Here is a 24,630-nt window from a genome sequence, read left to right on the forward strand (position 1 = left end):
TCCTAGAACCCAGTAAAAAAATATAGACCGTTCGTCTATAAAAAATGAAAAAATTTACCGGGGCAGCATGCTAATAAAATTATTGATGAAAATGCTCATTGGCTCTTGGTCTTTAACAAGCTTGGCGCGCATAACCGCGCCTTCCCACCCGATCCAAAAAAATGCAGCTAGCGCGTTACAGTCCGCGCGTGACGATATCTCACCGACGGTTTGTGCCTCTTGTAAACAGCGCGCAATGCGACTCTGCCAGTCGATAAGAATGTCATTCAGAATCTCTCTGTATCCATCGGGCAGTGTGGCCACCTCCTGACCAAGATTGCCGACTAGGCAGCCCCGCTCAAAAGCGTATTTTTCCATTCCCCGCTTTGCATCTTCATAAAACGAATATATGCGCTTTAGCGGCGTCAGGGAGTTATCAAGCAGGCATTTATCCAGTTTATACGCGAAGTAGCGAGAGTAACTCGCCATGATTTCTCGGCCAAACGACTCTTTACTCTCAAAATAATAGTAAAAAGACCCCTTTGGAACGCCGACTCTTTTCAAAATCCCGTCGATATCTGAAGTCATGTAGCCGCGTTCAGTGAGCATTTCGATACCGCTGCGGATCAGGGCATTCTTTGTATCAGGATTATCCCTTGGATGCTTTGGAGGGCGCCCTCTGCGCGGCTTTACTTCAGAAATGCTCATTGTTTACCTGCACCGTTTGTTTGCGTTCAAACAATATAGACCGATCGTCTATAAAAAAATAGAACTATTTTTGACGACTTCACTAAACCCATGCTGCTGTATAAGCCACAGGCCAGACCGGCGGTAGACCGTTCTATTTTCTACCTGACCCCGTTGATCAAAGCTTATTTCATAGTCCAGCTGAGCACCTTGGTCGTTAATAAGATAAATCTTGGCTGTTTTAACACGGTGATAAAACATATTGGCCTGAACTCCGCCAATGAGGATTACACTATTAGAATAGTGAACCATATTATTAGAATAGGCTTTTTTACTAAGAGGCTCTTCTGAACTATTCGGACTACAGCCAGTCATCACCGCCAGCGAGAGCAAAAAGGTTACCGATAGCAGCTTTTTTCTTTTATAAAATTTTTAACATGAAAACATCCCTATTCATCATCCACTGAGTTGACTAACGTAACTGAATACTACCATTACAGAAAAATTATCCAATATGGTCATACAGTTATACAATTTTTATAATACATCCACCCTTCCCAAAGCCTACAGCAGCGTTTCCAGCCACTCAGCAAATGCACGCACCTTGCGAGAAAGATGGCGGTGTGGATAAAGCAGTGACAGCTTGCGTGGCGGAACAGGGTGATTCGGTAAAACTTCCACCAGCTGTCCGCTGTCGATGTACGGCTGTAAAAAGATATTCATCCCCTGTAGCAGCCCCAGTCCCGCCAGCCCTGCGGCGATGTAGGCTTCAGAATTATCCAGCACCAGCCGGCCCGGCAGACGTACTTCCTCTGTCCCCGACGCGCTCTGAAACATCCATGACATCGTCCGACGACTGCTGCTGTTGATCCAGTTGACGGCCCGGTGTCGCTGTAGATCCTCGAGGGTCTCAGGAATGCCGTAAGCCCCAAGATAGGCCGGACTGGCGCAAGTGGTCATACTGATATTGCCCAGAGGCCGGGCAATATAGTCACCGTCCTCCAGCGCCCCCATGCGCAACACGCAGTCAAGGCCGTTGCGCAGCATGTCCCGACGCCGATCGGAGCTGCTCAGTACAATTTCAATCTCGGGATACGCACGATAAAAATCAGGCAGATTGGGCACCACCAATTGAGTAGCAAAAGAGGTCGGCATATCCACGCGCAGTTGACCACACAGAGGCCTATCGACGGCAAACGTCTCCAGCAGGTCGTCTGACTGAGCCAGCAGCGGTTTACTCCGGTGATAAAACGCCTCCCCTTCGGGCGTCAGATGAATACGCCGCGTAGTGCGCTGTAGCAGGCGCGCGCCGCAGTGCACCTCAAGCTGCTGTACGGCCTTCGTCACAGCTGGCCGATGAATTTGCAGATTTTCCGCCGCCTGGCTAAAACTGCCCGACTCAACAATCTCGATAAAAATTTTAATCAGTTCATAAAGGTTGATATGCATGTCGTGCGCGCTCTGGAAGCAAAGAAAGGCTGTCAGGTATCTCTATTGTCACCCATTTTTCCACTATTACAAAATCAGTAATTCTGTTTTAAGGATTAGACCGTTTTTCCGAATAATAGTCAGAGGTAGAATCTGCTTTATCGTATCAGCGGCCGTGTAGCCAGCGCCGTTCAAAATACATCTATAAGGAAATCACGTTATGCAAAGCAACAAGATCTGCCAGATTCTGGGCATAGAAAAACCGGTTATTCAGGGGCCGCTCTCGTGGCTAACCGATGCCCGACTGGTCGCCGCCGTCAGTAACGCCGGTGGGCTGGGCGTGCTGGGGCCAAACGCTGGCTTAACGGCAGAAACGGCGGCGTCCACACCGGAAGAAACGGCGGAAAAAATGCGCGAAGAAATTCGCAAAACCAAAGCTCTTACCCAAAAGCCTTTCGCCATCAACCTAATCCCTACGCCTGAGAACGACGTTTGGACACCGCCTATCATGCAGGTCATAAAGGAAGAAGGGGTCAAAGCCGTTGTCTATACCGGCTACGGTGAAGAAGCCATCATCCCTGCTCTATTTAACGAACTGAAAGAAGCCGGTATTAAAATCATCTACCGCGACCTTAATCCTACCCCGGGAAATGCCCAGCAGGCAGAAAGCGCCGGCGCAGATGTGATAGTGGCTACGGGGTTTGATGAAGGAGGCACACTGCCCGGTACTGCCCTTGGTACGTTTTCCATCGTGCCGATGATTGTCGACGCAGTACAAAACGTCCCCGTCCTAGCTGCTGGTGGTATCACCGATAACCGCACCGCCAAAGCTGCTCACGCGCTTGGGGCGCAAGGGGTCTTTGCGGGCTCGGTCTTTATTAGCACAGTGGAAAGCCGCGTCCCCCAATCGATAAAAGATAAAATCGTCGAAGCCAACGGGCTGGATTTGCTTCTGTTCCGCACTCTTCCCGACTATTACCGCTCGCTGCCCGGCAAGCTGACAAACAAACTGGTTGAGATGGATCGGGCAGGAGCGACGCGTGAAGAGCTGGGCAAAACCATGGGGGGTCTACGAGGTCTGCGTATCGGCATGCTAGAAGGAAATATCGACGAGGGATATATCTCACTGGGTACCGGCATTGGCAGCATCAGGCGCGTTCAAAGCGTTGCTGAAGTGGTCAATGAGCTCACCGCCTAAGGGCTATCGTTGAGCTACTGAGCTATTTACCGAGTTCTTCACTGAGTTGTGCAGGCTGCTCCTGCACAACCCCCAAGTATTCTGGCTTTACTGAACGCCTGGGATAATAAATAGCGCTATAAAAGCTTAGTCCCAAGCGGTGCTTCTTTATCCGGAACGCAGAGTATCACGCCGCCGTCACGATCGTGGAACCCGGTCACCAGGCATTCTGACTGAATGGGCCCAATTTGTTTTTTAGGAAAATTCACTACGGCAACGACCTGTTTTCCAATCAACTCTTCGATTGTGTAGTGGTGAGTAATTTGCGCACTGCTTTTTCGAACGCCAATTTCCTCACCAAAATCAACGTGCAGTATATAAGAAGGATTTCTTGCTTTAGGGAAAGGCTCCGCGCTAATAATTTTTCCTACTCTGAGCTCAACGCTTAAGAAGTCTTCAAACGTAATTTCATTCATTTCATTAACCTTATTCAAGAAATATCCTGAATGCGAATCCCTTACGAATAGGAGACGTCCATAGTAATAAAAAACTAAACGGCTATCTACGTCGGTCCCGCCACAGCTTGCTAAATCAGGCTACCAGCGCCTGATGGTGCACGCGAACTAACCGTCAGCGCCAAGCAAATTTATTCTTAACCCTGTAAAGCATCATTTAAAACGACACATTAATATTATAAGCATGCTTATATTACATCTTTATAGCAAGTACTCCTCAATAATTTCCAGACCCACATCCTTTATTTATGCATGGGTATTTTCACCCTCTTTAACCGAATTTTTATTTTCTACACATATCAATCAATTCAATAAAACCACAAGGATCCACAGAAACTTCAGGGATATTTTCAGTGCATCGTCCTAGATTATTGGCTATTCCAAACTACACTTCTACGAATCGGCAGATTACTAGCATATATAACAGCTGCCGTGGTTAAATTTTTATTCTGTGGAGCACCACCCATGAACAAATCATATCGCGTTGTTTTTAATTTTAATTTAGGCATATGGATTGCTGTTGGTGAGTTTGCCCGAGGGAAAAAGAAAGCAGGAAAAAGCCTCACTGCACGAATCAAACCACGCGCTTTAATGCTGCCGTTACTTTTCTTAACAAATTATGTTTACGCCGCTGACTGTACATCGACGCAGCTGCCGCCGGTTGCCGGGGCAAGTGCCGGGGTCTATGAATGTTATGTGTCCGGCGCACTACAGGATACCAATGGCGATGGCAAAATCGACGCTATCGATACAACCAACTCAGCAAACTATAAAAATAGAAATCAGGTATTTAATAGCGATACCGTCTTTTCATTAAGCAACGGCGTTCAGTGGCTGCCGGCGGTAAACGGCCCAACCACGCCGCTGCCGGTAGACTATGTCAACGCCTCTGACCTCTACGACAAAGGCGCGCTGACGATAACCGACAAAAATGGCAACGTGCTAACCTCGCTCCCCACCATTGACGACTGGAATCTGGACGCCACTGGCGGGAAAACGCAAATCAGCTGGGTGAAAACCGACGGCACCACCGGTTACGCTGACGTTTACGATATCGACGGCATTGGCATCACCAAAGACATCAACGCAGCGACCGGCTTTGCGGCACAAATCATTACCTCCCAGCCAACAGAGCCGTTTATCAACCTAACGCTGGCCACCATTAGCGGAGCCGCCAAGCTCGATCTGGTCAGTAACGGCGTACAAAATGCCGACGGCTTTGCCATTGACTGGCAGCCGGGTCAGGTAAAACAAAGCTCGTTCTTCGTCGCTGAAAACGGCGGCACAATCAATCAGGCAGCAGACACGCCAATCCGAGTCACCTTTGCCTATACAGACGGCGTAAATAACCCAACAGACAACACTCCCGTGTCCGGCGACTTTGGCCCGACTAAAGTACTGTCAGGCTCCAGCGTCACCTTTCAAGGCGCTAACTACGTTATTGACTCGAAAGATGCCCTGAACCGCTACAACCAGGCACTGATCGCCGCGATTCAGGACAACACCCTGACCGCCTCAGATTATGAGTCCTGGTTCCGCAAGGCGTTTAAAGACGGCTCACCGGAATATACTTACACCTACGATCCGTCAAAAGTTGACTATACCGACTACTACATCACGCCAGAGATGCGAGCCAGTATCGGCAAACGAGCCATTTTTGAGGCTGACGGCACTGGAGTCGTGAATCTCAATGCTAACGTGGCGGCTATCGGGCAGCCGTCGATTCAGGCCTATAACGCCTGGGCGCACGACGGCGGAACGGTAAATAACCACGGCGACGTGATTGTAAACAATGCAGGCACACAAAACGCCCTGATCGAAAGCGGCGCTGCTTTTAACAATACCGGTACTCTGACCTTTAACGTCGACGGCACCAACTGGGCGGATCAGGTGGCAAACAGCGGCTCGGTGTATACCAACACCGCCAGCGGCGTCATCTCTGTGTCCACCTCAAAGAAAAACAATGCCGGGGGCTCATACCCTAACCGCTACGCGAAATACAGCCGTAACGTCGCCACTGAAGTGCTGGACGGCGCATCGGCTATCAACCAGGGAAGCTACTTTATCGGTACCAGCGAGCCGTCGGGCAGCGTTGGCACCGCAACCGGTGTGCATATTGTTAACTCAGGCAGCTTCCTCAATAGCGGCACCATGACCATCGGTAAAAACGCCAGCGGCGGTGACGTCACCCTAAAAGGCGGTTCAAACGCGGAAACGCTGTACGTCGATGAGTCTTACAACGCTGCCAGCGCCTATGTGAATAACAGCGGCGCAGCTATCTCCATGCGTAACGACGGCACCATCAACATTAACCGTACCGCGCAAAACAGCGTGGCGATGAATATCGGCGAAGATCCGGTTCTGTCCAACACCACCGGCTCGGTATTTGTGCCGAAAAACGTCACCGTTGAGAATACCGGCACCATTAACGTGAACGGCAAGAACAGCGCCGGGCTTAAAGCGGCGGGCGCATTTACCCTTGCCAACAGCGACAGAATTATCAATACCGGCATCATTAACGTCACTGGTGCGGGCAGCTCCGGTATTTTTGCCGCCTCAGGGGCTGAAATCATCAATGACGGCAGTGTTGTTGTCACCGGTACGGCCTCCCTGAACAACCGCGCCTACGGTATTCGGGCAGACAATGCCACCGTCTCGCTGGAAAGCAACAGCTCTCTGACGGTTAAAGGCAGCTACACCACCGGTCTGTATGCGCGCACCGGCGGCCAGATTAACGTTAACGGCGGCACCATCGCCGTCCCCGTAGACGCCAATGCCACCAACCAAGTGGTGTTCTGGGTCTCCGGTAAAAATGCCGAAGGCGTTACCTCCACCATCAATTTCTCCAACCCAACTAACTACTCGCTGGAGAATAACAATTCGACGCTGTTCCGCGTCGATCAGGGCGCGACCTACAACGGCAACAGCTCTAATCTGGAAACTGTCAACGTCGACGGCGACGGCTCTAACGGCTATACCATCGCCACCCGAGGCACGACCTTTATCAGCAGCGCGACAACGCTCAACGTCAACGGCGCTGGTGCTACCGGCATTAACGTCAACAGCGGTGCGGGTACCGACAACAGGGTCAATCTGACCAGAGACACGGAGATTTCGGTCAACGGCAGAGGCGCAACTATCGCCACCGTAGACGGCAACACCTACGACGTGCTCGGCAATAAAGTCGGTCAGGACGGCGCTAAGCTGATTACTGAAGCACAGCTGAAAGCGGGTAACGGCGGCCAAGTAGCTGAAAACGCTATCGGCTACAAGATCATCAACAAAGGCGAGCTGGTGCAAAACGGCACCATCAACTTCAGCAACGCCTCTAACACCACCGGTGTGTACATTGACGGCGGCACGCTCACCAACAACGGCGCCATTACTTCTAACGGCATCGGCGTGGACGTCTATCAAACCGGCTCCGACACATCAGTGGTGAACAACGCCAGCGACATTACGGCTATCAACGGCACTGCGGCCATTCGCCTGAATAACCGCGCCTCTCTGAAAGTCGGCGGCAGCGGCACTATCACCGGCCACGGCACAGCGGATGCGATTCGCGTCATGTCCGGCGCCAGCCTGACCACCGACGGCGCTAAAATTGTCGTCAACGGTACCGGTAGCGGCATTCATTTCCTAAATACTGCCAGCGATGCCGCAGGCAGCACCTTCCACTTATCCGGCTCGGGCACAATTAGCGTGACGGGAAACAACGCTGCCGGGATCACCCTCGAAGGCCAGAACAGCAGCGGTAATCCGACCATGTCCAACGCCAATATGGACACCCGAGGTTCTGAACAGCTGATTATTAACGTTAACGCGCTGGGGGGTAATGGCATCGTTACCAATACCTCCGGCTACGTGTATTCCGGCACCAGCGTTAATATCAACTCCGCTGACGGTCAGTCGGCTCTGGTCGTTAAGGGCACCACCACGGACATCCAGCAGGCGGGTAACCTGACGTCTCAGTCAACGAGCTCTGCCGTGGTTGACCTGACGCAGTTAAGCAATCCAACCTCTACACTGGGCTTTGCCAACAGCGGCAAAATTACCGCTAGCGGCGGCGGGCTGGCAGTAGACGCGGCAACACATTCCGGCAAAGTGAACTTCTCTAACACCGGTTCGGGGAACATCACCGGCGGCGTTGCGCTGGGCAGCGGCGGCAACAGCATTCTGCTGCGCGACAGCAGCAGCGTGGACGACGTGACTACCGGAAACGGCAACAACACCATCACCGTGCAAAATGCCGCTAAGCTCACCGGAACGCTAACAGCGGGCGACGGTGCAAACACCGTCAACCTGAAAGACACCAGCCAGACTAACGCCGTCACCCTTGGCAACGGCGGCAACGTGGTGAACGTGTACGGCGGCACCCTTAACGGCACGCTGCTCTCCGGCTCAGGAAGCGATCGCTACTCGTTAATTGGCGTCAACGTCGGCAATGCCACTCCGGCACAGAGCGTCAACGCCTTTAGCACCCTGAACGGCGGTGCGGGCATCGACCTGCTAACAGCCACTCAGAAAACCTGGTACACCCTGACCGACCCCAACAATATTCAAAACATTGAAAACCTCAGCGTGGAGCAAAACTCCACCTTTGAAGTGAAAAATATCAATCTGGCGCTGACGGACGCCGGCGCAGGCACCAACATCGTTAGCCTCGATAGCGGCAGTACCTACTTTATTAACTTTGACGCCACGTCCACAGACTACCTGCTGCAGCAAAATATCCGGGGCGACGGCACCATTCGCACCAATACCAACGGCAAGATGTTCGACTTTGGCAATGCGGATTACACCCGAGACAACTTCACCGGTACTCTGGCACTGGGTAACGGCAGGATGAACGTGGATGGTGATAATACGATAGCGTTAACCAACGCCACTCTACAGCTCGATACTGACGGTGTTGGCATACTGGAAAAAGGCCTGCCGACACAGGTTATTGGCGGCCTGCGGTTTAACGGCGGTACCCTACTGGTCGAAGAAGGCTTTATCGGCTCCAAGCAGAACCAGCTGCACAGCCACCTTCAGGTTACCGATCTGGATGTGAGAGGTGACGGTACCGTCAACGTTATTGCCGACGGTTTTGACAACGACTACAACCCACAGCAGCAGCTAGAAGACCTTTCTCGTAAATCACTGCTGCGACAGGATGAAGGTAACCCGCTGGTAGCGATAGTCAATGCGACCGGTACGGTGCTTGGTAAAGCCGTGGATCTCGATCTGGTTCTGACGGATCCTAACGGCAACCCGCTGCCTGACGATAGGGATCAGGATCAGGACATTCGCCAGAACAATGAAACCGTTGCTATCGGCACCTACGGTATTGGCGGCACTACCGGCACCCTCGGCGATGGCCTGTACGCGGCCTACCTGCTCAAACAGATAGACATTCTCAACGGTAAAACCGTCAATCTGGAAACTAGCCCGGGAGACACCAACAACTCTCTCGATCTAAGCGCTAAGCTGACCGGCACAGGCAACGTGAGTATTAACGCTTATGGCACCTATCTGTCGCTTTCCAACAATAACAACAACTACACCGGCAGCACTGTGGTCAATCACGGGATCTTGATCCTTGGGGACAACAACGTGCTCGGCCAAGCAAACCAGCACACCAGCGCCCTTAATCTGGTGACCAACACGCAGGTGCAGTTTGGCTCAACAACGCAGTACGTCGGCCAGTTAAACAGCCAGCGCAGCAGCCTTGTTGCCCTTGAACAAGGCACGCTGAATATTTCCAACGGCGGCGTTGTTAACGGGCAAATCACCTCTGCGGCAAACGCGTTCTTAAAAGTGAACGGCGGCACGCTGGACGTCACCGCAGCCAATACCGGCTACCACGGCACCACCGCCATTGCAGCTCCGGCCACGACCAACATTTACCACGTTGCTGGCCTCGGTGACGGCGCTATTTCACTGGCGGGTATTTTGAACGTCACTAAGGCTGCGCCGGGTAACCTGATGAACGCTATCTCCGGCAGCGGAAAGGCAAATATCGTTAACGGCTCAGACGTCAACCTGACCGGCAACAACAGCGGCTTTAGCGGCAGCTTTAACATTGATGCCAAAAGCACTCTTCGCGCCTCTTCTGCGCAGAATATCGGTGACGACACGCCAAGCAGCGTTACACGCGCAGCGCCGCTGGCAAGCGGCACGCCTGCTGCCATTCACAACAGCGGCAGCCTCTGGCTGACCAACGCACAGGCGAAAACCTGGACCGTCAATAACCTGATCGACGGCACCGGTGACGTCTACAAACAGGGAGGCGGCACGCTGGCCCTCACCCAGTCCGCCGCGCAGTATACGGGTAAAACCTATGTGAATCAGGGGGCTCTCACCGCTGGTGAAGTCGCCTCAGCGATCACGGTGAAATCCTCTCTGGTAAATATTGCTCAGGGCGCCCAGTTTGGCGGCTACGGCTCCATCGCCGGTTCAGTTGATAACAAAGGAACCTTTAACGTCGGCGGGCTGGATAAAGCCGAATTGAAAAAGGCCACCACTTACAGCGTCAACGGTAGCTTCAGCAACGCGGGCAGCATCATTCTGGGCAGCGATAGCGTCACGGGCAGCACGCTTAACGTCGGTGGCGACTACGTCTCCAAGGGCGGTGCACTGTACCTGAATACTGTTCTCAATAAGGGCTTTGCTGAAACCGACACAGACCAAATGCGGGTAGGCGGCAGCGTCCGTAACGACGGCGGCCCGACCCGTATTTACGTCCAAAACGTCTTGGGTAAAGGCGCCTTTACCCAGCCGGACGCCATTAAAGTGGTGGACGTCAAAGGCGGCACAGACGGTTCAGCCTTTGTACTAGGTCGCCCAACGGTCATCGGCATTTACGAATACCGCCTGAGCAAAGGCACCAAAGACAACAGCTGGTACTTGAGCTCCTTTAACCCGGTCTACCCACCGGGAGAAAACGTCGGCGAGCCGAATCTGCACTACGTTAACCCGATGATCGGCGGCTTTGCGGCAAACCAAAATGCCCTGTCGCTGTTCAACATGACGCTGCACGATCGTCTGGGTGAACCGCAGTACGCAGAAAGCCGTCGTCAGGATGACGATCTGGCTCACTCCCTGTGGATGCGCGTCGTCGGCAGTCACCAGCGCTACAACGCTATCAGCGATCAGGTACGCCTTGACGGGCACAGCACCGTTGTTCAACTGGGCAACGATCTGATCCACTGGAGCGATAACAATGACTGGCGCGGCCGCGCCGGTATCATGGGCGGTTTCGGCAACCAGAAAATGTCCAGTAAATCGCGCCGTACCGGTTCCGAGGCCACGGCAAACGTCAACAGCGCCTACAGCGTTGGGGTCTACGGTACGCTGTACCAGAATGATGAAAATCCGCTGGGAACCTATATCGACACCTGGGCGCTGTACAACTGGTACAGCAATACCGTTGCTATGTCCGGCTATTCTGACGCCAATTACGACAGCCACGGCTACAACCTGTCCATTGAGGCTGGGCACACCTTTGTCTTCGATAAAGACGAAGAAAAACAGCGCGAATGGCAGTTTATGCCGCAGGCACAGTTAACCTACGGGCAGATGACCAGCGATGGCGTCAGCAACGATGCCGGGCTGTCGATTGATAAAACCAAGTCAACGTCTCTCGAGTCGCGTCTTGGCGCTCGCCTGACTCGGGTTTATCACTTCGAGGACGACCAAAGCGTTCAACCTTTCGTCGAAACCAACTGGCGTCACCAGTTCCGCAGCAATACGCTGACGTTTAACGAAACCTACCAATTTGAGAATAAGCAGCCTGAAAACCGCTATGAGCTGAAAGTCGGCGTTGAGGGCCAGCGCAATAAAAACCTCAACGGCTGGGCTAACGTCTCCTACTCTGTGGGCGACAGCGACTACCGGGAACCTAAGGCCATGGTGGGAATTAAATACCAGTGGTAGAGACGGGTCTGCCGTCCGGTGAAAGGCCGGACGCGTAGGTTCTATACGATTAAAGGCCGCTTTTGAATCAGGCGGCCTTACTCTTTTATGGCACCAAAAGCCGCAAATCCCCCATTCATTCCCCATCAATTAAAAGTGTTCCTTCTCCAAGACGTTCCTTTTCCCCTCTACATCCAGCACGTTTACTAATGAAATATCGCCCATCCAATTTGATCGTTATTGATTTATCATAGCTATCACATTAAATAATCACGGTGCGTTCATTAATGCACTGTTTTTCAGACAGCCTATTTTTAGCACTTAAAGAAAAAGCCGATAAGCAGGAAGCAATGAAAAAAATAAGAAATTTCTTACTACTCTTTCCCGCACTCCTCGCGGTCTGTAGCAGCTTGCTTCTAATGGGTGTCGTGAAATTGAATCACCTTATACGATACCCAGACGAGAGATTTTCAGAACAGTTTCTGGGGATTTTGATGATATGGCTACTGATGCAGAATGCTGCCCTCTGCCTGTCTACCTATACAGCGCTATTCAATCTGTTTTGCCAAGTACGCGATCGTCTCTGGGCATCGTTACTGAGCTTTTTTCTACTGCCATTGATTATTTTTAGCCTGTGTTTTTCGGAAAGCTATAACAGCGTTGAAAGCCTTTGGACTTTATGGGTATTACCAGGTTTGTGTTTCTGGCTCCCATATATCGCGCTATTTATCTACTTTCGCCAAAACGCCAGAAAAAAGGAAACGGGGCAAGTAACGACATCTTAGCGCGGGCTACGCAGTACCCGCTTTATCTCCCCCAGCGGTAGCCTGAAAGATCGCCATTTAGTCTGACTACCCGATGGCAGAGTAAAGAGACTGTTTAATTGGGGTCATATTTCGTTTCTTTTATTTCTGATAACAGGTCTCTCATAAAGGCTTCCCAATCAACCTCTCGGCATCACTTAAACGCCCTCAGGCAAATGCTGTAATCTCGGCACGTTAGACAGCGAAAGGATCGCTAGCTGAACCATAAAGCCAGCGACGGCAGCCCATAGGCAGCTTTCTACGCCGTAGCGAACCGCCAGCAGCGCGGCAATGGCAGAGCCCAGCGGCCTTGCACCAAACGTGGTGGTTAAAATCAGCGCCGATACTCTTCCCATCATGCCTGTCGGCGTAACCGCCTGCCTTAAAGACATGGTGGTGATTGACCAGATAATCGGCCCTACGCCAAAGAAGAAATAGCTCAACCCGGCAAGGTACGAACTGGGAAACCATAGAGTCATCAGCATGATGACTGACCCGATAAACCCACCAACCGGGCCTAAGACAACCATCAGGCCGTAGGGCAAGCGGCCCGAGATATATTTGAGGCTTAGTGCCCCGATAATCATACCGGCTCCGTATAGCCCAATGGTAAAGCCAATCTGAGCCGCATCAAGCGCCAGATGTGTCGCCGCATAGGCAACAAAAACGCCCTGAACAATAAACCAAGATGTATTAAAAAAGACGGCGGTAAACAGCATTGGCCGAAGAAGGTCGTGTTTAGCAATAAAGCTCGCCCCTTCCGCCAAGTCGTGAAAGAGGTGTTTTTTTACACCTGGTATTTTTACCTCTTCAGGTAAAGACATCAGCAGTATAAAAGCCAGAATGGACAAAGTTGTGGCAAGCACGTACGCCACCGGAGCCCCCATATAGCCAACAGTAAAGCCGCCAATGGCTGGCCCTGCGGTATAGGCCACGCTGCGGGCCAGTTCAAGCCAGCGGTTAGCCGACACCAGTTCATCTTTAGGAATAAGGGTGGGAACGTAGGCGGGAGCCGCTACGTTATAGCACACCGTACCTACCGCGCCGAAAAAGCCCAAGACCACTAACAGCGGCAGGGTGATGGTTCCTGAAATCAACAGCAAAAACGCCACCGTCAGCGATATCGCTCGTACGGCCTCGGCGCCGATCATCAGCTTTCGTCTTGAGATGCGATCGACAATCAGACCTGCGGGAATGGAGAGTAAAAGAAACGGCATAGTTTGGCCGGTTTGTAGCCAGGCGGTTTCACTCGGCCCGGCGTTGAGCAACAGCACTGCCGCCAGCGGCGCGGCGGCAAGCGCGGTCTGTTCGGAAAACTGCGCGCACAGATTTGACCAGGAAATTTTCTTAAAATGACTATCAAGCAGGCGCATGGACATACTCTCTTCTTTAACCCCAACCAGACTTAGGGTGAGTTTAAAGAGCGATCGATCGGGTGCGCACTCCGTTTCTTGCTTTCAAAATTTGGCCGTCAGTCAACTTAGGACTTAGCGTTAAGAGGAGATATAGGCTGAATAGATGTATTTCGTCTGAAAGGTCTTATTGCAATCCATACACTTGTACCGCGGATACCCAGACCGCCCTTTTCCATGCTTTCTGACGGAGTCTGATTTACCGCAGTACCGGCATTTTACTTCAGGTAGAAACAGCTTTCTCCACGGCATATATTCATCCCCATCCTTGATTAACTGCATTGATCTAAAGACAGAGAAGGACGCGATATGCCCCTTCTCTGGTATTAGTCATTACCGCCACTCATTCAGCGTTTCAACGAATTACGGCGTGGTGTTTCAATACTGCCGCCCGATTTACTGACCGGCTGCGGATCCTCAATGATCTTCAGGTTTACAAAGTACTCTTTCCCCAAGATCTTGCTGTTACCCAGCCAGTCTATGTCGCGGTAGCGCAGCGCTGCCCTGTGGTGCTCTTTTACCAGCTCGTGGCCTTTCTCATCAGAAATGCTGAAGCCTAAGGCTGTCACCCCGTTAACGGTTATCGCCTGACTGCGGCTATTGAGATAAATGGTCTCTATTGCTCGCAGATATTCAGGAGCGTAGTTTTTGAGGGTAAAGGCGACGTTTCTACGGTATTCCACCATCGTCAGCGGTACGCTATTCGGCGTGTTGTTGGCAATCAGCCCGTAAAGCTGGGCGGTGGCCTGGGCGACTGCCAGCTGAATTCTCGCATCGTTGATAAACGCATCTTGATTAAATGTGTCCACCTCGACCTCGTGGGGAACTTCACGTTCTGGCGTTTTCTGCCAGAACTTCCAGCTACTCGGCGCCTCGACATCCGGCTGGGTTGCCGGAGCGTTTACTTTCTGTTTGCCGGTATATGCCACATTGTTGACCGGTGCGTAAAACGACGTTGCCAAATAGGATGCACAGGCCATCTGCTGCTGTTCAATATTGCCGTTCACCAGCATCGAAAAAGTATTGCCCGACGCGGGGATCTTCTCCGGCACGATATTGTTTTGGCGCAGAGCGGCGTTCACCTCCTGCTGGGTTTTCTCCCCTCTAGCCAAGTGACATACTTGTGCCATTAAAAAGTCACTGCGCTGGCCGTTAAACATCGGCGTAAAGCTGGTCAAGGTTTCGGTAATCAGCGTGGAGGCGGGTAGCGTAATATACCTGACGCTTAAATCCTCAGGCGCAGCCTGCACCGAGGCTGCCGATAAAAGAAAAAGACCGCTTGCGGCAGTCCTCACCAAGCGGTCTTTATTCATGACATATTTCCTAAACGATCTGACAGGTTATTCAACAATATCAACGGTCATGCGGCGGTTCGGCGCCAGGCAGGCAATCACCTCAGCCGTCGCGCTGCCCGGGCAGGTGACGCGCGGCTCGCTGTCGCCCAGTCCACGGGTGCTAATCGTAGCGCCGGCAATGCCCTGACTGACTAGCAGCCGCTTCACGGATTCAGCCCGCGCCTGGGACAGGCGCTGATTGGCCGCAGGTTTACCGATACGGTCAGTATAGCCCGTCACCACTACCCGCTTGCCGTTCAGGCCGGTTGCCTTCATATCTGCTGCCAGCTGAGATACCTGTGCTACACCGGCTTTGCTCAGGGTCGCGCTGCCAAAGGCAAACAGCCCTTCTGAACTCAGCTCTTTATGCATCGTTCCGGTCTTCAGCATGCTCAGGCAGTTCGCCGGAGAGAAGTAAAAGCTCTGAGCTTTCATCGACGAGTCAAACAGCACCTTGAACTGGCAGGTCAGTACCGAGTTATCTGCTTGACCGAAGTGGAAGATGTAGTCCCACTCTTTGACGCGAATAACTCCCTCTTTAAAGTGCGGCACGCCAATCAGCTCATACAGCTGAGCCTTGGTCATTTCAGGACGTACCTGACGGAGGTTGTCCAGATTGACAAAGCTCCCCTCGGTGCGCACTGCTGACGCAGGGTCAGGGAATACCGGCGAAACAGTTTTGCCCTGTGAATCCACTTCACTGACGGAATGGCTACAGGCGGTCAGAAAAAGCAGGCTTCCAGCAGCAATCACAGCCGCCGCGTTGTATTTCAATTTCTTTAACATCACATGATTTCCTTCATTGTTCTGGAGCTCCCCGCCCTCCGGGCAGGGAGAATATTGCATCGTCTTACCCGTTTACGCGGTTACCACTGATAGCCCACGCCAACTGCAACGCCAAAGTCGTTCTGACTGTTGGTGGAACCGGACAGCTTGGTGACCCACTTGCCGTTGTCGGAGATCGTCGAAACCCCTAATGCAATAGCGGACTGACCCTGATAGGTACCGCCTGCGATACCCACCATGCTGGCACCCGGTGAATACGGCTGAGGCAGGCCAGACATCGCCATAGCTCCGGCAATACCGGCACTCATCTTGTCTTTCTGGTCGTCAATCATGTTCTTCAGGTACGCTACTTTGTTATTAACGTACTGATTGGACGACGCTGCGCTTTGCTTCAGCTGGCTGACGTTCACTGCGTCCGTATCGGCAGTACCCGCTGCCACGTTAGTGATTTGACGCTCTCCGCCGGCATAGCCTACGGATACCGAGTTAGCGCGATCCGCGACAGAGCCGGCACCGAGCGCTACCGAGTTGCTGGCCTTGGAAGACGCACCGTTACCCAATGCCACACTGTTGGCACCCGAAGACGAGGCCTTGGTACCCACCGCCATACTGTTATTGCCGGTAGCGCTGGCGCCCGCACCGCCCGCCAGCGAGTTGGTGCCCGTCGGCGACGGCTTGGACAGGTTGTCAGTGTTGTTCACCTGGAACATGCCGTCCTTACCGTTGTTGATGTTGTTGACTACGTTGCCGATGTTGGTCACATCGCCAGCAACCTCTTTCAGCTGGCCGACGTTCACGGCATCAGTGTCTTCAGTACCGGCCGCGACGTTGGTGATTTGACGCTCATTGCCCTCAGAACCCACGGAGACCGTGTTGTCGCGGTCAGCCACCGAACCTGCACCGAGTGCTACCGAGTTGTTGCCGGTCACGCTAGCACCGTCACCGATAGCCACGCTGCCGGTACCGGAGGCGCTTGAGTTATTACCCATGGCAATCGCCCCGTTACCGCTGGACTGCGCGCCGTTACCCGTAGCAATGGAGTTGTCCCCGGAAGCGACGGTGCTCTGGCCCAGCGCAATGGCGTCAGCCCCAGTGGCTATGGCATCCGGCCCGTTGGAGTTGACCTTCAGGTAGCGCATGGTCGGCACGATATTGTTGTAGACGATGTCTTCCACGTTGGTCAGGCGGTAGTCGATGTTTTCAACCTTCTGGTTGGTAGCGTACAGCTGGCTGCCGTTCACCGCATCGGTACTGGTGGCGTTCAGGTCACCATCGGCCACGTTGGTGATTTTGTTCACCACAGAAGTACCGTGGCTGGCGCTAAAGGCGCCTAAGGTCGGATCCCACAGCAGAGCGTCATCCCGCAGGTTGCCCACGTCGGTGTACAGGTTCTCAACGGCAGTATTTGTGGCAAACAGCTGCGAACCGTTAACGCCATCGGTGCTGGTAGCGGAGAGGCGCCCTGCGGCTAGGTTAGTGAGCGTTCGCTCTGCGCCGACAGAACCGATGCTGACGGTGCTGGTAGGTGCCGTACCCGCGAAGGCATAGGTCACGCCGTTAATCGTCACGTCAGTAGTCGCTACCGCAGAGGCCGTTTTTGAGTTCGCCCCCAGCGCCACGTCGTTCATATTGTTGGCAACAGCGCCCATGCCAATAGCGACAGAGTCCAGCCCGCCTGCGATAGAGTCGGTGCCGGTGGAATTAGCGTGGAAGTACTTGGTGCCGGTGTTATAGATATTGCTGACGTTGTTGTTGGTCTGGGTCAACTGAGCAAAGTTCACCGCATCGCCGGGATTGACGCCTTCCGCCACGTTAGTGATTGTCGTGCCGCCAGTGTGAGTCACGGAGTTATAGGTGTCACCGCCCAGCGTAATGTTGTTGTAGTTGATCGTTCCGTCTGGCTTAAGGTCGTACTGCACAGAGCGATCGCTCAGTTCGCCAATAGCGGTATTGGTCGCAAACAGCTGTGAACCGTTGACACCGTCAGTACTGGTGGCGGATAGCCGGCCCGCCGCTAGATTGGTCAGGGTGCGCTTAGCCGTAGCTGAACCTATACTCATCGTCCCGACCGGCGTGGCTCCGGCAAACGCATACGCTTTACCGTTGATCGTGGTCTGCATGGTGCCTACCGCTGCCGCAGTCGCGGAGTCAGTGCCCACTGCGATGCTTTGAGCATGGCTTGCTTTTGAGTTATAGCCTATCGCCACTGCGTTAGCGACACTGGCGGCTGACAGTGAACCGATGCTGACACTGTTATTCGCTGAGGCTTTCGAGCCGGCGCCAATCGCCGTCGCTCTCATTGCTGAAGCCACCGCTGAAACACCGATAGCCTGAGCCTGCGCGCCAGAAGCGACAGAGGCATAGCCAAACGCGACCGAATCTGCGCCTGAAGCAAGAGACGCGGTACCAAACGCCGAGGCCCCCATTGCCGCACGGGAATAAGTTCCGTAGGCAGAAGACCAAGGCCCTACCGCAGAAGCATTACTGCCGATAGCAACAGAACTAAAGTCCGATACTGCATTCAAACCAATAGCGACTGACGAGTTCATTGTATTGTTGATAGCCGTGTTGCCGGTCCCCACGTTACCAGCACCGGTAAGGTGTGCAGCGCCTGCCCAGGCTCCAGTGCCGATAGCAACGGCGTTGCCATCGGCTGAAACGCCACCGCCAACCACGTAAGCCTGAGCCGGAACCGCCAGCATCGCCAGCGCTAATCCGCCTGCACACACTAGGCCGCTGCGCCCGCCTTTTCCTTTGGACGCCGACAGCTCGCTGGCCGCAACCCATATTCTTAAGCTTGAATTCCAGACTGAACGATAAATTTTATTCATAGATGCTCCTACCCATTCTAAAAGAGTGGGTTGATTTCCTTATTTTCTCTTGGTTTTCTATTAATTAAGCTTGCTGAATTTTTCGACTTCACGGTTGATCAAGGGACGTTCCAGCGAAATATCGTTAAGCTTGCTATAACTGCGTTGAAACACTTCTCGTGCTTTGGGAATATCGTTTTTAACATATTGAAAATATCCCACAGCAAAGAACGCCGCTTCCGTTTGGGCATCCAACTTTATCTCCGTCGAGATATCAGGAGTATTTTCAATCGTGTTGAATAGGGTTTCGGTATTTATCTTCCCCGCATATAAATCAGCAATTGCCTGACCGTATCCGGTATGCCATCTGTATTCAGACACTTTCTGGCTCAACGCCTTTTCTAACGCTGTTTTTCCCTTCGTCCAAGTGCGTGCAGTAAGCCATAAGTCCCACAGACGGGCATAGTCAGCCTCTTTGACATTGCTGCTGAACATGAGCGGGGAGAAGGCTTTTTTAGCCGCGTCAAAATTGTCTAAAGCCACATAATTCACGCTAGAAGGAACGGCAATCAGGGGGGCAATCTGAGTGTCTGCCAGATAGTCGTAGCCTTTTCTGGCCAAGGAAGGATTGCCTGCCAAATCGCTCTTAACGGCGTTTTGGAAGAGCTTATTGAGCTCCTGCTCACTAAGCTGGTGAGAATTCTCTCTCAACGACGTATTTATATTTCCACTGCTGTTTATCGCTGGAAGACGATTATCTTCAGCATAGGATGAGTGAGGCGTTATCAATAATCCTCCCATAGCCAAAGTAACCACTAATATAGCTAAACCTGCTTTATATCTTTTTTTATTTAGAGAATATTCAGCCATACCCTTACCCTCCACTGGCAGAGTTTTAATAAAAATAAATCGTATTATTCGTTAACCAATAACGGTTAACGCTAGAAGTTTAATCTAGTTAAGACGTCAGCCATCCATTGACGAATAGTCAAAGACATTATTTAGAATATGACCAAAAATCCCGTACTAGATTCTTTCTGTGCGCTTTTAGCGCTTTTTATCTTTCAGTAGATTAAAAACCTTTAAATAGCCCCTATGGGATGGTTGCATTATACCCATGAGGAAAAAATTTGGAATATACGATCGAAAATATTGAAGTATTCAATATAAAATTCCATAAAAATAAGTGAAGGTAGCCTTGAGAACCTAACTTAACAACAAAATTGAACTTATAAACTAAAATGTTTATAAAATTAAATATTATCAACCTATATGAGTGTCTTAAAAATCAACTTAAAACTCCAAAAAAGTGTTAGTAACAATTAAAAACAATACCAAAAATTACAGTAACTAAAAATTACATTAACTATTGAAATGTAATACCCACCCTCTAAAAAAGCATAACCAAATGATAGGAATTCTATTTTTTTAAGTACTTACTGATGTTTTATAGTGATAGTTTCAATTTGTTATATTCACAGCGAGATAAATAAGCACCTTGTCGCTTTTTATTGTTCCTATTTATAAAAAGTTTTTTTACTTTTTCAGAATAAAAATAATATTCTTATTAAAACGCTGTATATGCTTTCCTTCTCCCCCTAACCGCCGATATGACTCACTAAAACCCTTGTGACACGCAGTACCCACTTCAGCGCATCATCACTACCAGCTGCCGTCGTGATAAAGCGCTTGCATTCACCTCAATATTTCAACAATAATTGAAATATTGAATTAACCGATATTGAGAACCTTTACAGATGGAAAAACAAACCGCGACAACGATCTTCGAATCCCTGTCCTCCGGCGTGCGTCTCGACGTCTACCGTCTGCTGGTCAAAGCCGGTACCACAGGCATGGTGGCAGGAGAGATCGCCTCTACGCTTGAGATCCCTTCCACGAATCTGTCGTTCCACCTAAAAGCGCTGACGCAGGCGAGCATGCTAACGGTTGAACAGGAAGGCCGCTATCAGCGCTACCGGGCTAATATCCCGCTAATGCTGGATCTGATCGCCTACCTGACTGAAGAGTGCTGCGCCGGTCACCCGGAACAGTGCCAAGGCCTACGCTCTGCTTCAACCTGTTCAGAAGCCGTTCTTCCTCCTCGTGAAACGACAAATGAGGCTCAGCCATGAATGTTCTTTTTCTGTGTACCGGTAATTCCTGCCGCTCGATTCTGGCAGAAGCCACGTTTAACCATCTGGCTCCGCAAGGCTGGCGCGCACTCAGCGCGGGCAGTCAGCCAACCGGCTACGTTCATCCCCGCGCGCTAGCGCTGCTTGAGCGTGAAGGTATTTCAACAAAAGGCTACTTCAGCAAATCCTGGAATGACCTGCCTCAAACGCCAGACCTTGTCATCACCGTGTGCTCAAACGCAGCGGGAGAAACCTGCCCGATCTATCTTAGCAACGCAGTGCGTGCCCACTGGGGCGTTGCCGATCCTGCCCACGCAATCGGCAATGATGCCGAAATCGATGCAGCCTTTGATAAGGCGTATCGCACTCTGCGAAAGCGCATTGAAGCCTTTCTGGCGCTGTCACCAGAGGCACTGGCGCAGGACCAACATCGCCTGAAAACTGAATTGGAACGCATCGGCGGCCTTTTTTAACCATAATTACTTCAATAGTTGATGAAATTTTGAATGAAGATCCTACAGATTTTCACCCTAACCTTCACTGCGCTACCTAGAGGATCTTATTGTGAATCGGTTTGAACGCTATCTGACCCTGTGGGTCACGCTCTGTATCGCGGCCGGCATTCTACTCGGGCAGCTTATGCCTAACCTTTTTCGTGCGATTGGCGGGCTAGAAATCGCCCGGATAAATCTCCCGGTCGGGCTGCTTATCTGGGTGATGATTATCCCTATGCTGCTGCGCATTGACTTCAGTGCACTGGGGCAGGTTAAGGCGCACTGGCGCGGCATTGGCGTCACGCTGTTTATTAACTGGCTGGTTAAGCCGTTCTCTATGGCGCTGCTGGGCTGGCTGTTTATCCGCTATCTGTTTGCACCGTGGCTGCCCGCCGATCAAATCGACAGCTATATCGCCGGGCTTATTCTGCTGGCCGCTGCGCCCTGCACCGCGATGGTGTTCGTCTGGAGCCGACTGACCGGCGGCGATCCCTACTTTACGCTGTCTCAGGTAGCGCTGAACGATACCATTATGATTTTCGCCTTTGCTCCGCTCGTTGGGCTACTGCTTGGCCTGTCGGCCATTACCGTACCCTGGGCGACGCTGCTAACTTCCGTGGTGCTGTACATCGTTCTTCCGGTGATTCTGGCTCAGCTCTGGCGCAGGTCGCTGCTGCGTAAAGGACAACAGGCCTTTGACAGCGCACTGGCGAAAACCGGGCCGTGGTCGATGGCTGCGCTGCTGGCGACGCTGGTACTGCTGTTTGCCTTTCAGGGGGAAGCGATCCTCCAGCAGCCGCTGGTGATTGCCCTGCTGGCGGTGCCGATTCTGATCCAAGTGCTGTTCAACTCCGCGCTGGCCTACTGGCTTAACCGACTGGTAGGAGAAAAGCACAGCGTTGCCTGCCCGTCCAGCCTGATTGGCGCATCAAACTTCTTTGAGCTGGCCGTAGCCGCCGCCATCGGCCTGTTCGGATTTCAGTCCGGCGCAGCGCTGGCAACGGTGGTTGGCGTACTGATTGAGGTACCGGTGATGCTGCTGGTTGTACGCGTGGTGAATAGATCTAAAGGGTGGTATGAAAAGACTCGATAACGGGTAATCATGCTAATAAAAAAGCGCCGACGGTCAGTACATCAGCCGTCGGCGCTTTTATCTATAACCGCGATAAATCGACTACAAAAAATCCTTATCTTTTAAAACAATCAGCGGTTCGATTTCGCTTTCCTTTTTGATCACCAGCGACTCATCGCCTCTGAGGCAGGTGCCGCCGTAGCTGCCGCCGACGGTGAAGGCGCACACTTGAATGTACTTGCCGTCCACTTTCGGCAGGCACCACAGCTGTTGATAGACATTCTTCTGGTCGGCAAAGCCGCCGGAGGTTTTGTCCAGCAGCTCTTCGTGGCGGCTGATCAGGTCGATATTGCTGCCGCAGCGCCCGGCAATGGGCTTCACCGCGTAGCCGGTTTTAATCAGCTCGTCGTTGACCTCAAAGTCGGTATCCAACAGGTAGCGGTGATGAGGGAACAGCGACCACAGCACCGGCAGGATCGCCTTATTGCCGGGGATCACCGTCCAAAACGGCTCAAACACCATCACTTCTGGGCGCAGCAGCACGTCGATAAGCCGCACATTGTTTTCCGGGTGGCCGGTGCGGATAGGCACGGCGGCGTACTCCGCATCGCTGACTTCACGCACCTGCTCAATGGCCGTTTCCCACGCCCAGGTTTTCCACACGCAGTTCACTGGGCGACCGTCGCCGTCGATAAGCTGACCGGTTGCGTCCCAGCCCAGCTCGCCCAGCCCGCGCAGGATTTTGCTTTCAAATCCGGCTTTGGTCAGGGCGCTTTGCATAAACTTGGCGTGGTAGTCCTCTTCGGCATCATTTTCGTCCTGCATGATGTGCACGAAAGAACGCGCGCGGCTGTGTTTCCACGCCCCCACCAGCTCGTCAAACAGATCTTCACCGGGGTTATGGCCGGGGCCGCGATAGCCGTGGCGCTTCCACTGGTCGAGGATCGGCCCGGCCTCGGTATGGCAAGACGCCGAGTCAGCGTTGTATTCGTAAACCTTCAGTCCGCGCTCGTCCATGCAGAAGTCCATTCGCCCGGTCACCATATGGTGCCGACGACGCTGCCACGACAGCCGCAGTCTCGGCCAGAGGATTTTAGGAATATCGAACAGCGCCAGCAGCGCGTCGTCTTTCAGCACTTTGTCCGTGGCGTGCAGGTACATCAGGTGCAGCTCGTTGGTAGCCTTAATCAGCTCCTGCTCGGCGCTTTTCGAGATGGTGAAATACTGATAGGAGTCTTTATTCAGAGCCGGCACGTTGGCCTCAATAAACGGCTGCTGTAGCGGATCCCGCGCGTTGAGCCAGGTGCCGTTAAACTGCCCGTCGTTAGGTAGGCGATGGCCGTGGATCATCAGCGCTTCGGGAGGTACCGACGGCTGAGGCAGAGAGTCCTGTGCGTTTTCGGTTTGAATCATCCAGCCGAGAATAACCGTGTCGTCAAACGAGTCGCTGATGGTATACATGCCGTCCTGAACGGTTAGCGCCAGCTCCCGCGTCCACTGCTGGCCCGGCGGCAGCGTCGCGTTGTGGACGTTCTGTTCAGCAATTCGAACCCTGTCATTGAGAAGCTGAGTAATCACCGCCACGTGGCCAGTGTCCTTAAACTCACCGCCCTTTTGCCAGATCAGCAACGCCCCCGCCACCGGAGGGCGCGAAGAGCCGTTGGCAAACGCCTGCAGCGGCAGCAGGTTGTCATTGACCACTTCCCGCAGGAAGCGCAGCGAGAAGATCTCATAGGCCATGCCGACGTCGGTAAACACCACGCCGTAGTTCAGATACAGGAAGCGGCGGGCGAACTCGACGCACTGCCACTTGTGCCCCATGTATTCATTACCGATATAGCTGCGAAAAGACGCCTCGTCCGGGTAATCACTACGATCCAACGTTCGGTAGTTTGACGAATACATCGCCACGCCGCCCGGCGCATAGCCCAGCAGTGTGCCAAACGGCGCTTCACTGCCTGCCGATTTTTTGCTCATTAACCTGACCTCAAATAAACAACGCGACCCGAGACGTCGACGGTGAAATCCACTTTCTATTTTGCTTCGGGATCGTGGCCAATAGATGTGTGTGCATAATAACACTCATTCAGTATATACCCGTC

At 52.5% G+C, this 24,630-nt stretch carries 16 protein-coding genes; 5 read left to right on the top strand and 11 right to left on the bottom strand.

Translation table 11 applies throughout. From position 1 onward, the window contains the following. Positions 1–54 precede the first annotated feature (54 nt). The 3 genes from acuR to DQM29_RS15545 all read right to left on the bottom strand — a co-directional run bounded on the left by acuR (position 55) and on the right by DQM29_RS15545 (position 2,115). On the bottom strand, positions 55–687 hold the full coding sequence (acuR, locus tag DQM29_RS15535) for an acrylate utilization transcriptional regulator AcuR (protein ID WP_111741522.1): 633 nt from the start codon (positions 685–687) through the stop codon (positions 55–57). Positions 688–735: 48 nt separating this feature from the next. Then, positions 736–1,059: a hypothetical protein gene (locus DQM29_RS18335; RefSeq protein WP_111741523.1), complete on the bottom strand. Its 324-nt coding sequence runs from the start codon at positions 1,057–1,059 to the stop codon at positions 736–738. 171 nt (positions 1,060–1,230) lie between these two features. After that, positions 1,231–2,115, bottom strand: coding sequence for a LysR family transcriptional regulator (locus DQM29_RS15545; protein ID WP_111741524.1), 885 nt, complete (start codon positions 2,113–2,115; stop codon positions 1,231–1,233). Between the two features lie 199 nt (positions 2,116–2,314). Here DQM29_RS15545 and DQM29_RS15550 point away from each other — a divergent pair, with 199 nt between their 5' ends. Continuing rightward, positions 2,315–3,292: an NAD(P)H-dependent flavin oxidoreductase gene (locus DQM29_RS15550; RefSeq protein WP_111741525.1), complete on the top strand. Its 978-nt coding sequence runs from the start codon at positions 2,315–2,317 to the stop codon at positions 3,290–3,292. A gap of 116 nt (positions 3,293–3,408) precedes the next feature. On the opposite strand, the gene DQM29_RS15555 is transcribed toward DQM29_RS15550, so the two are convergent. Then, entirely contained in the window at positions 3,409–3,765 is a 357-nt protein-coding gene (locus DQM29_RS15555; protein ID WP_462927098.1) for a tRNA-binding protein, read from the bottom strand. Positions 3,766–4,251: 486 nt separating this feature from the next. On the opposite strand from DQM29_RS15555, the gene DQM29_RS15560 reads away from it, so the two are divergent. Beyond that, positions 4,252–11,706 carry an autotransporter outer membrane beta-barrel domain-containing protein gene (locus tag DQM29_RS15560; protein WP_111741527.1) on the top strand — a complete coding sequence of 2,485 codons (7,455 nt, stop codon included), beginning with the start codon at positions 4,252–4,254 and terminating at the stop codon, positions 11,704–11,706. A 940-nt stretch (positions 11,707–12,646) separates the two neighbouring features. Here the strand turns inward: DQM29_RS15560 and DQM29_RS15570 are convergent. The 6 genes from DQM29_RS15570 to DQM29_RS15590 form a co-directional block, all read right to left on the bottom strand. After that, positions 12,647–13,867, bottom strand: coding sequence for an MFS transporter (locus DQM29_RS15570; RefSeq protein ID WP_197708836.1), 1,221 nt, complete (start codon positions 13,865–13,867; stop codon positions 12,647–12,649). Positions 13,868–13,981: 114 nt separating this feature from the next. Continuing rightward, on the bottom strand, positions 13,982–14,182 hold the full coding sequence (locus DQM29_RS18790; RefSeq protein ID WP_415270875.1) for an IS1/IS1595 family N-terminal zinc-binding domain-containing protein: 201 nt from the start codon (positions 14,180–14,182) through the stop codon (positions 13,982–13,984). A 65-nt stretch (positions 14,183–14,247) separates the two neighbouring features. Beyond that, positions 14,248–15,213 (bottom strand): hypothetical protein, encoded by a 966-nt coding sequence (locus DQM29_RS15575; protein ID WP_111741529.1) that lies wholly within the window; start codon positions 15,211–15,213, stop codon positions 14,248–14,250. Positions 15,214–15,240: 27 nt separating this feature from the next. Then, positions 15,241–16,020, bottom strand: coding sequence for an OmpA family protein (locus tag DQM29_RS15580; protein WP_111741530.1), 780 nt, complete (start codon positions 16,018–16,020; stop codon positions 15,241–15,243). 80 nt (positions 16,021–16,100) lie between these two features. Then, positions 16,101–18,851, bottom strand: coding sequence for a YadA-like family protein (locus DQM29_RS15585; protein WP_111741531.1), 2,751 nt, complete (start codon positions 18,849–18,851; stop codon positions 16,101–16,103). Between the two features lie 60 nt (positions 18,852–18,911). Beyond that, the gene (locus DQM29_RS15590) at positions 18,912–19,700 is read right to left on the bottom strand and encodes a hypothetical protein (protein WP_111741532.1); all 789 of its coding nucleotides are present in this window, start codon (positions 19,698–19,700) and stop codon (positions 18,912–18,914) included. An 887-nt stretch (positions 19,701–20,587) separates the two neighbouring features. Between DQM29_RS15590 and DQM29_RS15595 the strand changes: the two genes are divergently transcribed. The 3 genes from DQM29_RS15595 (at position 20,588) to arsB (ending at position 22,549) form a co-directional block, all read left to right on the top strand. After that, positions 20,588–20,962, top strand: coding sequence for an ArsR/SmtB family transcription factor (locus tag DQM29_RS15595; RefSeq protein WP_111741533.1), 375 nt, complete (start codon positions 20,588–20,590; stop codon positions 20,960–20,962). Next, positions 20,959–21,435, top strand: coding sequence for an arsenate reductase ArsC (locus DQM29_RS15600; protein ID WP_111741534.1), 477 nt, complete (start codon positions 20,959–20,961; stop codon positions 21,433–21,435). The genes DQM29_RS15595 and DQM29_RS15600 overlap by 4 nt, the downstream gene beginning before the upstream one ends. Positions 21,436–21,526: 91 nt before the next feature. Continuing rightward, positions 21,527–22,549, top strand: coding sequence for an ACR3 family arsenite efflux transporter (gene arsB, locus DQM29_RS15605; RefSeq protein ID WP_111741535.1), 1,023 nt, complete (start codon positions 21,527–21,529; stop codon positions 22,547–22,549). Between the two features lie 81 nt (positions 22,550–22,630). On the opposite strand, the gene gss is transcribed toward arsB, so the two are convergent. Beyond that, complete coding sequence (gene gss / locus DQM29_RS15610) at positions 22,631–24,505, bottom strand: bifunctional glutathionylspermidine amidase/synthase (protein ID WP_111741536.1); 1,875 nt, start codon at positions 24,503–24,505, stop codon at positions 22,631–22,633. Between the last annotated feature and the right edge of the window lie 125 nt (positions 24,506–24,630).

This window comes from Leminorella richardii (assembly GCF_900478135.1).
Lineage (GTDB): Bacteria > Pseudomonadota > Gammaproteobacteria > Enterobacterales > Enterobacteriaceae > Leminorella > Leminorella richardii.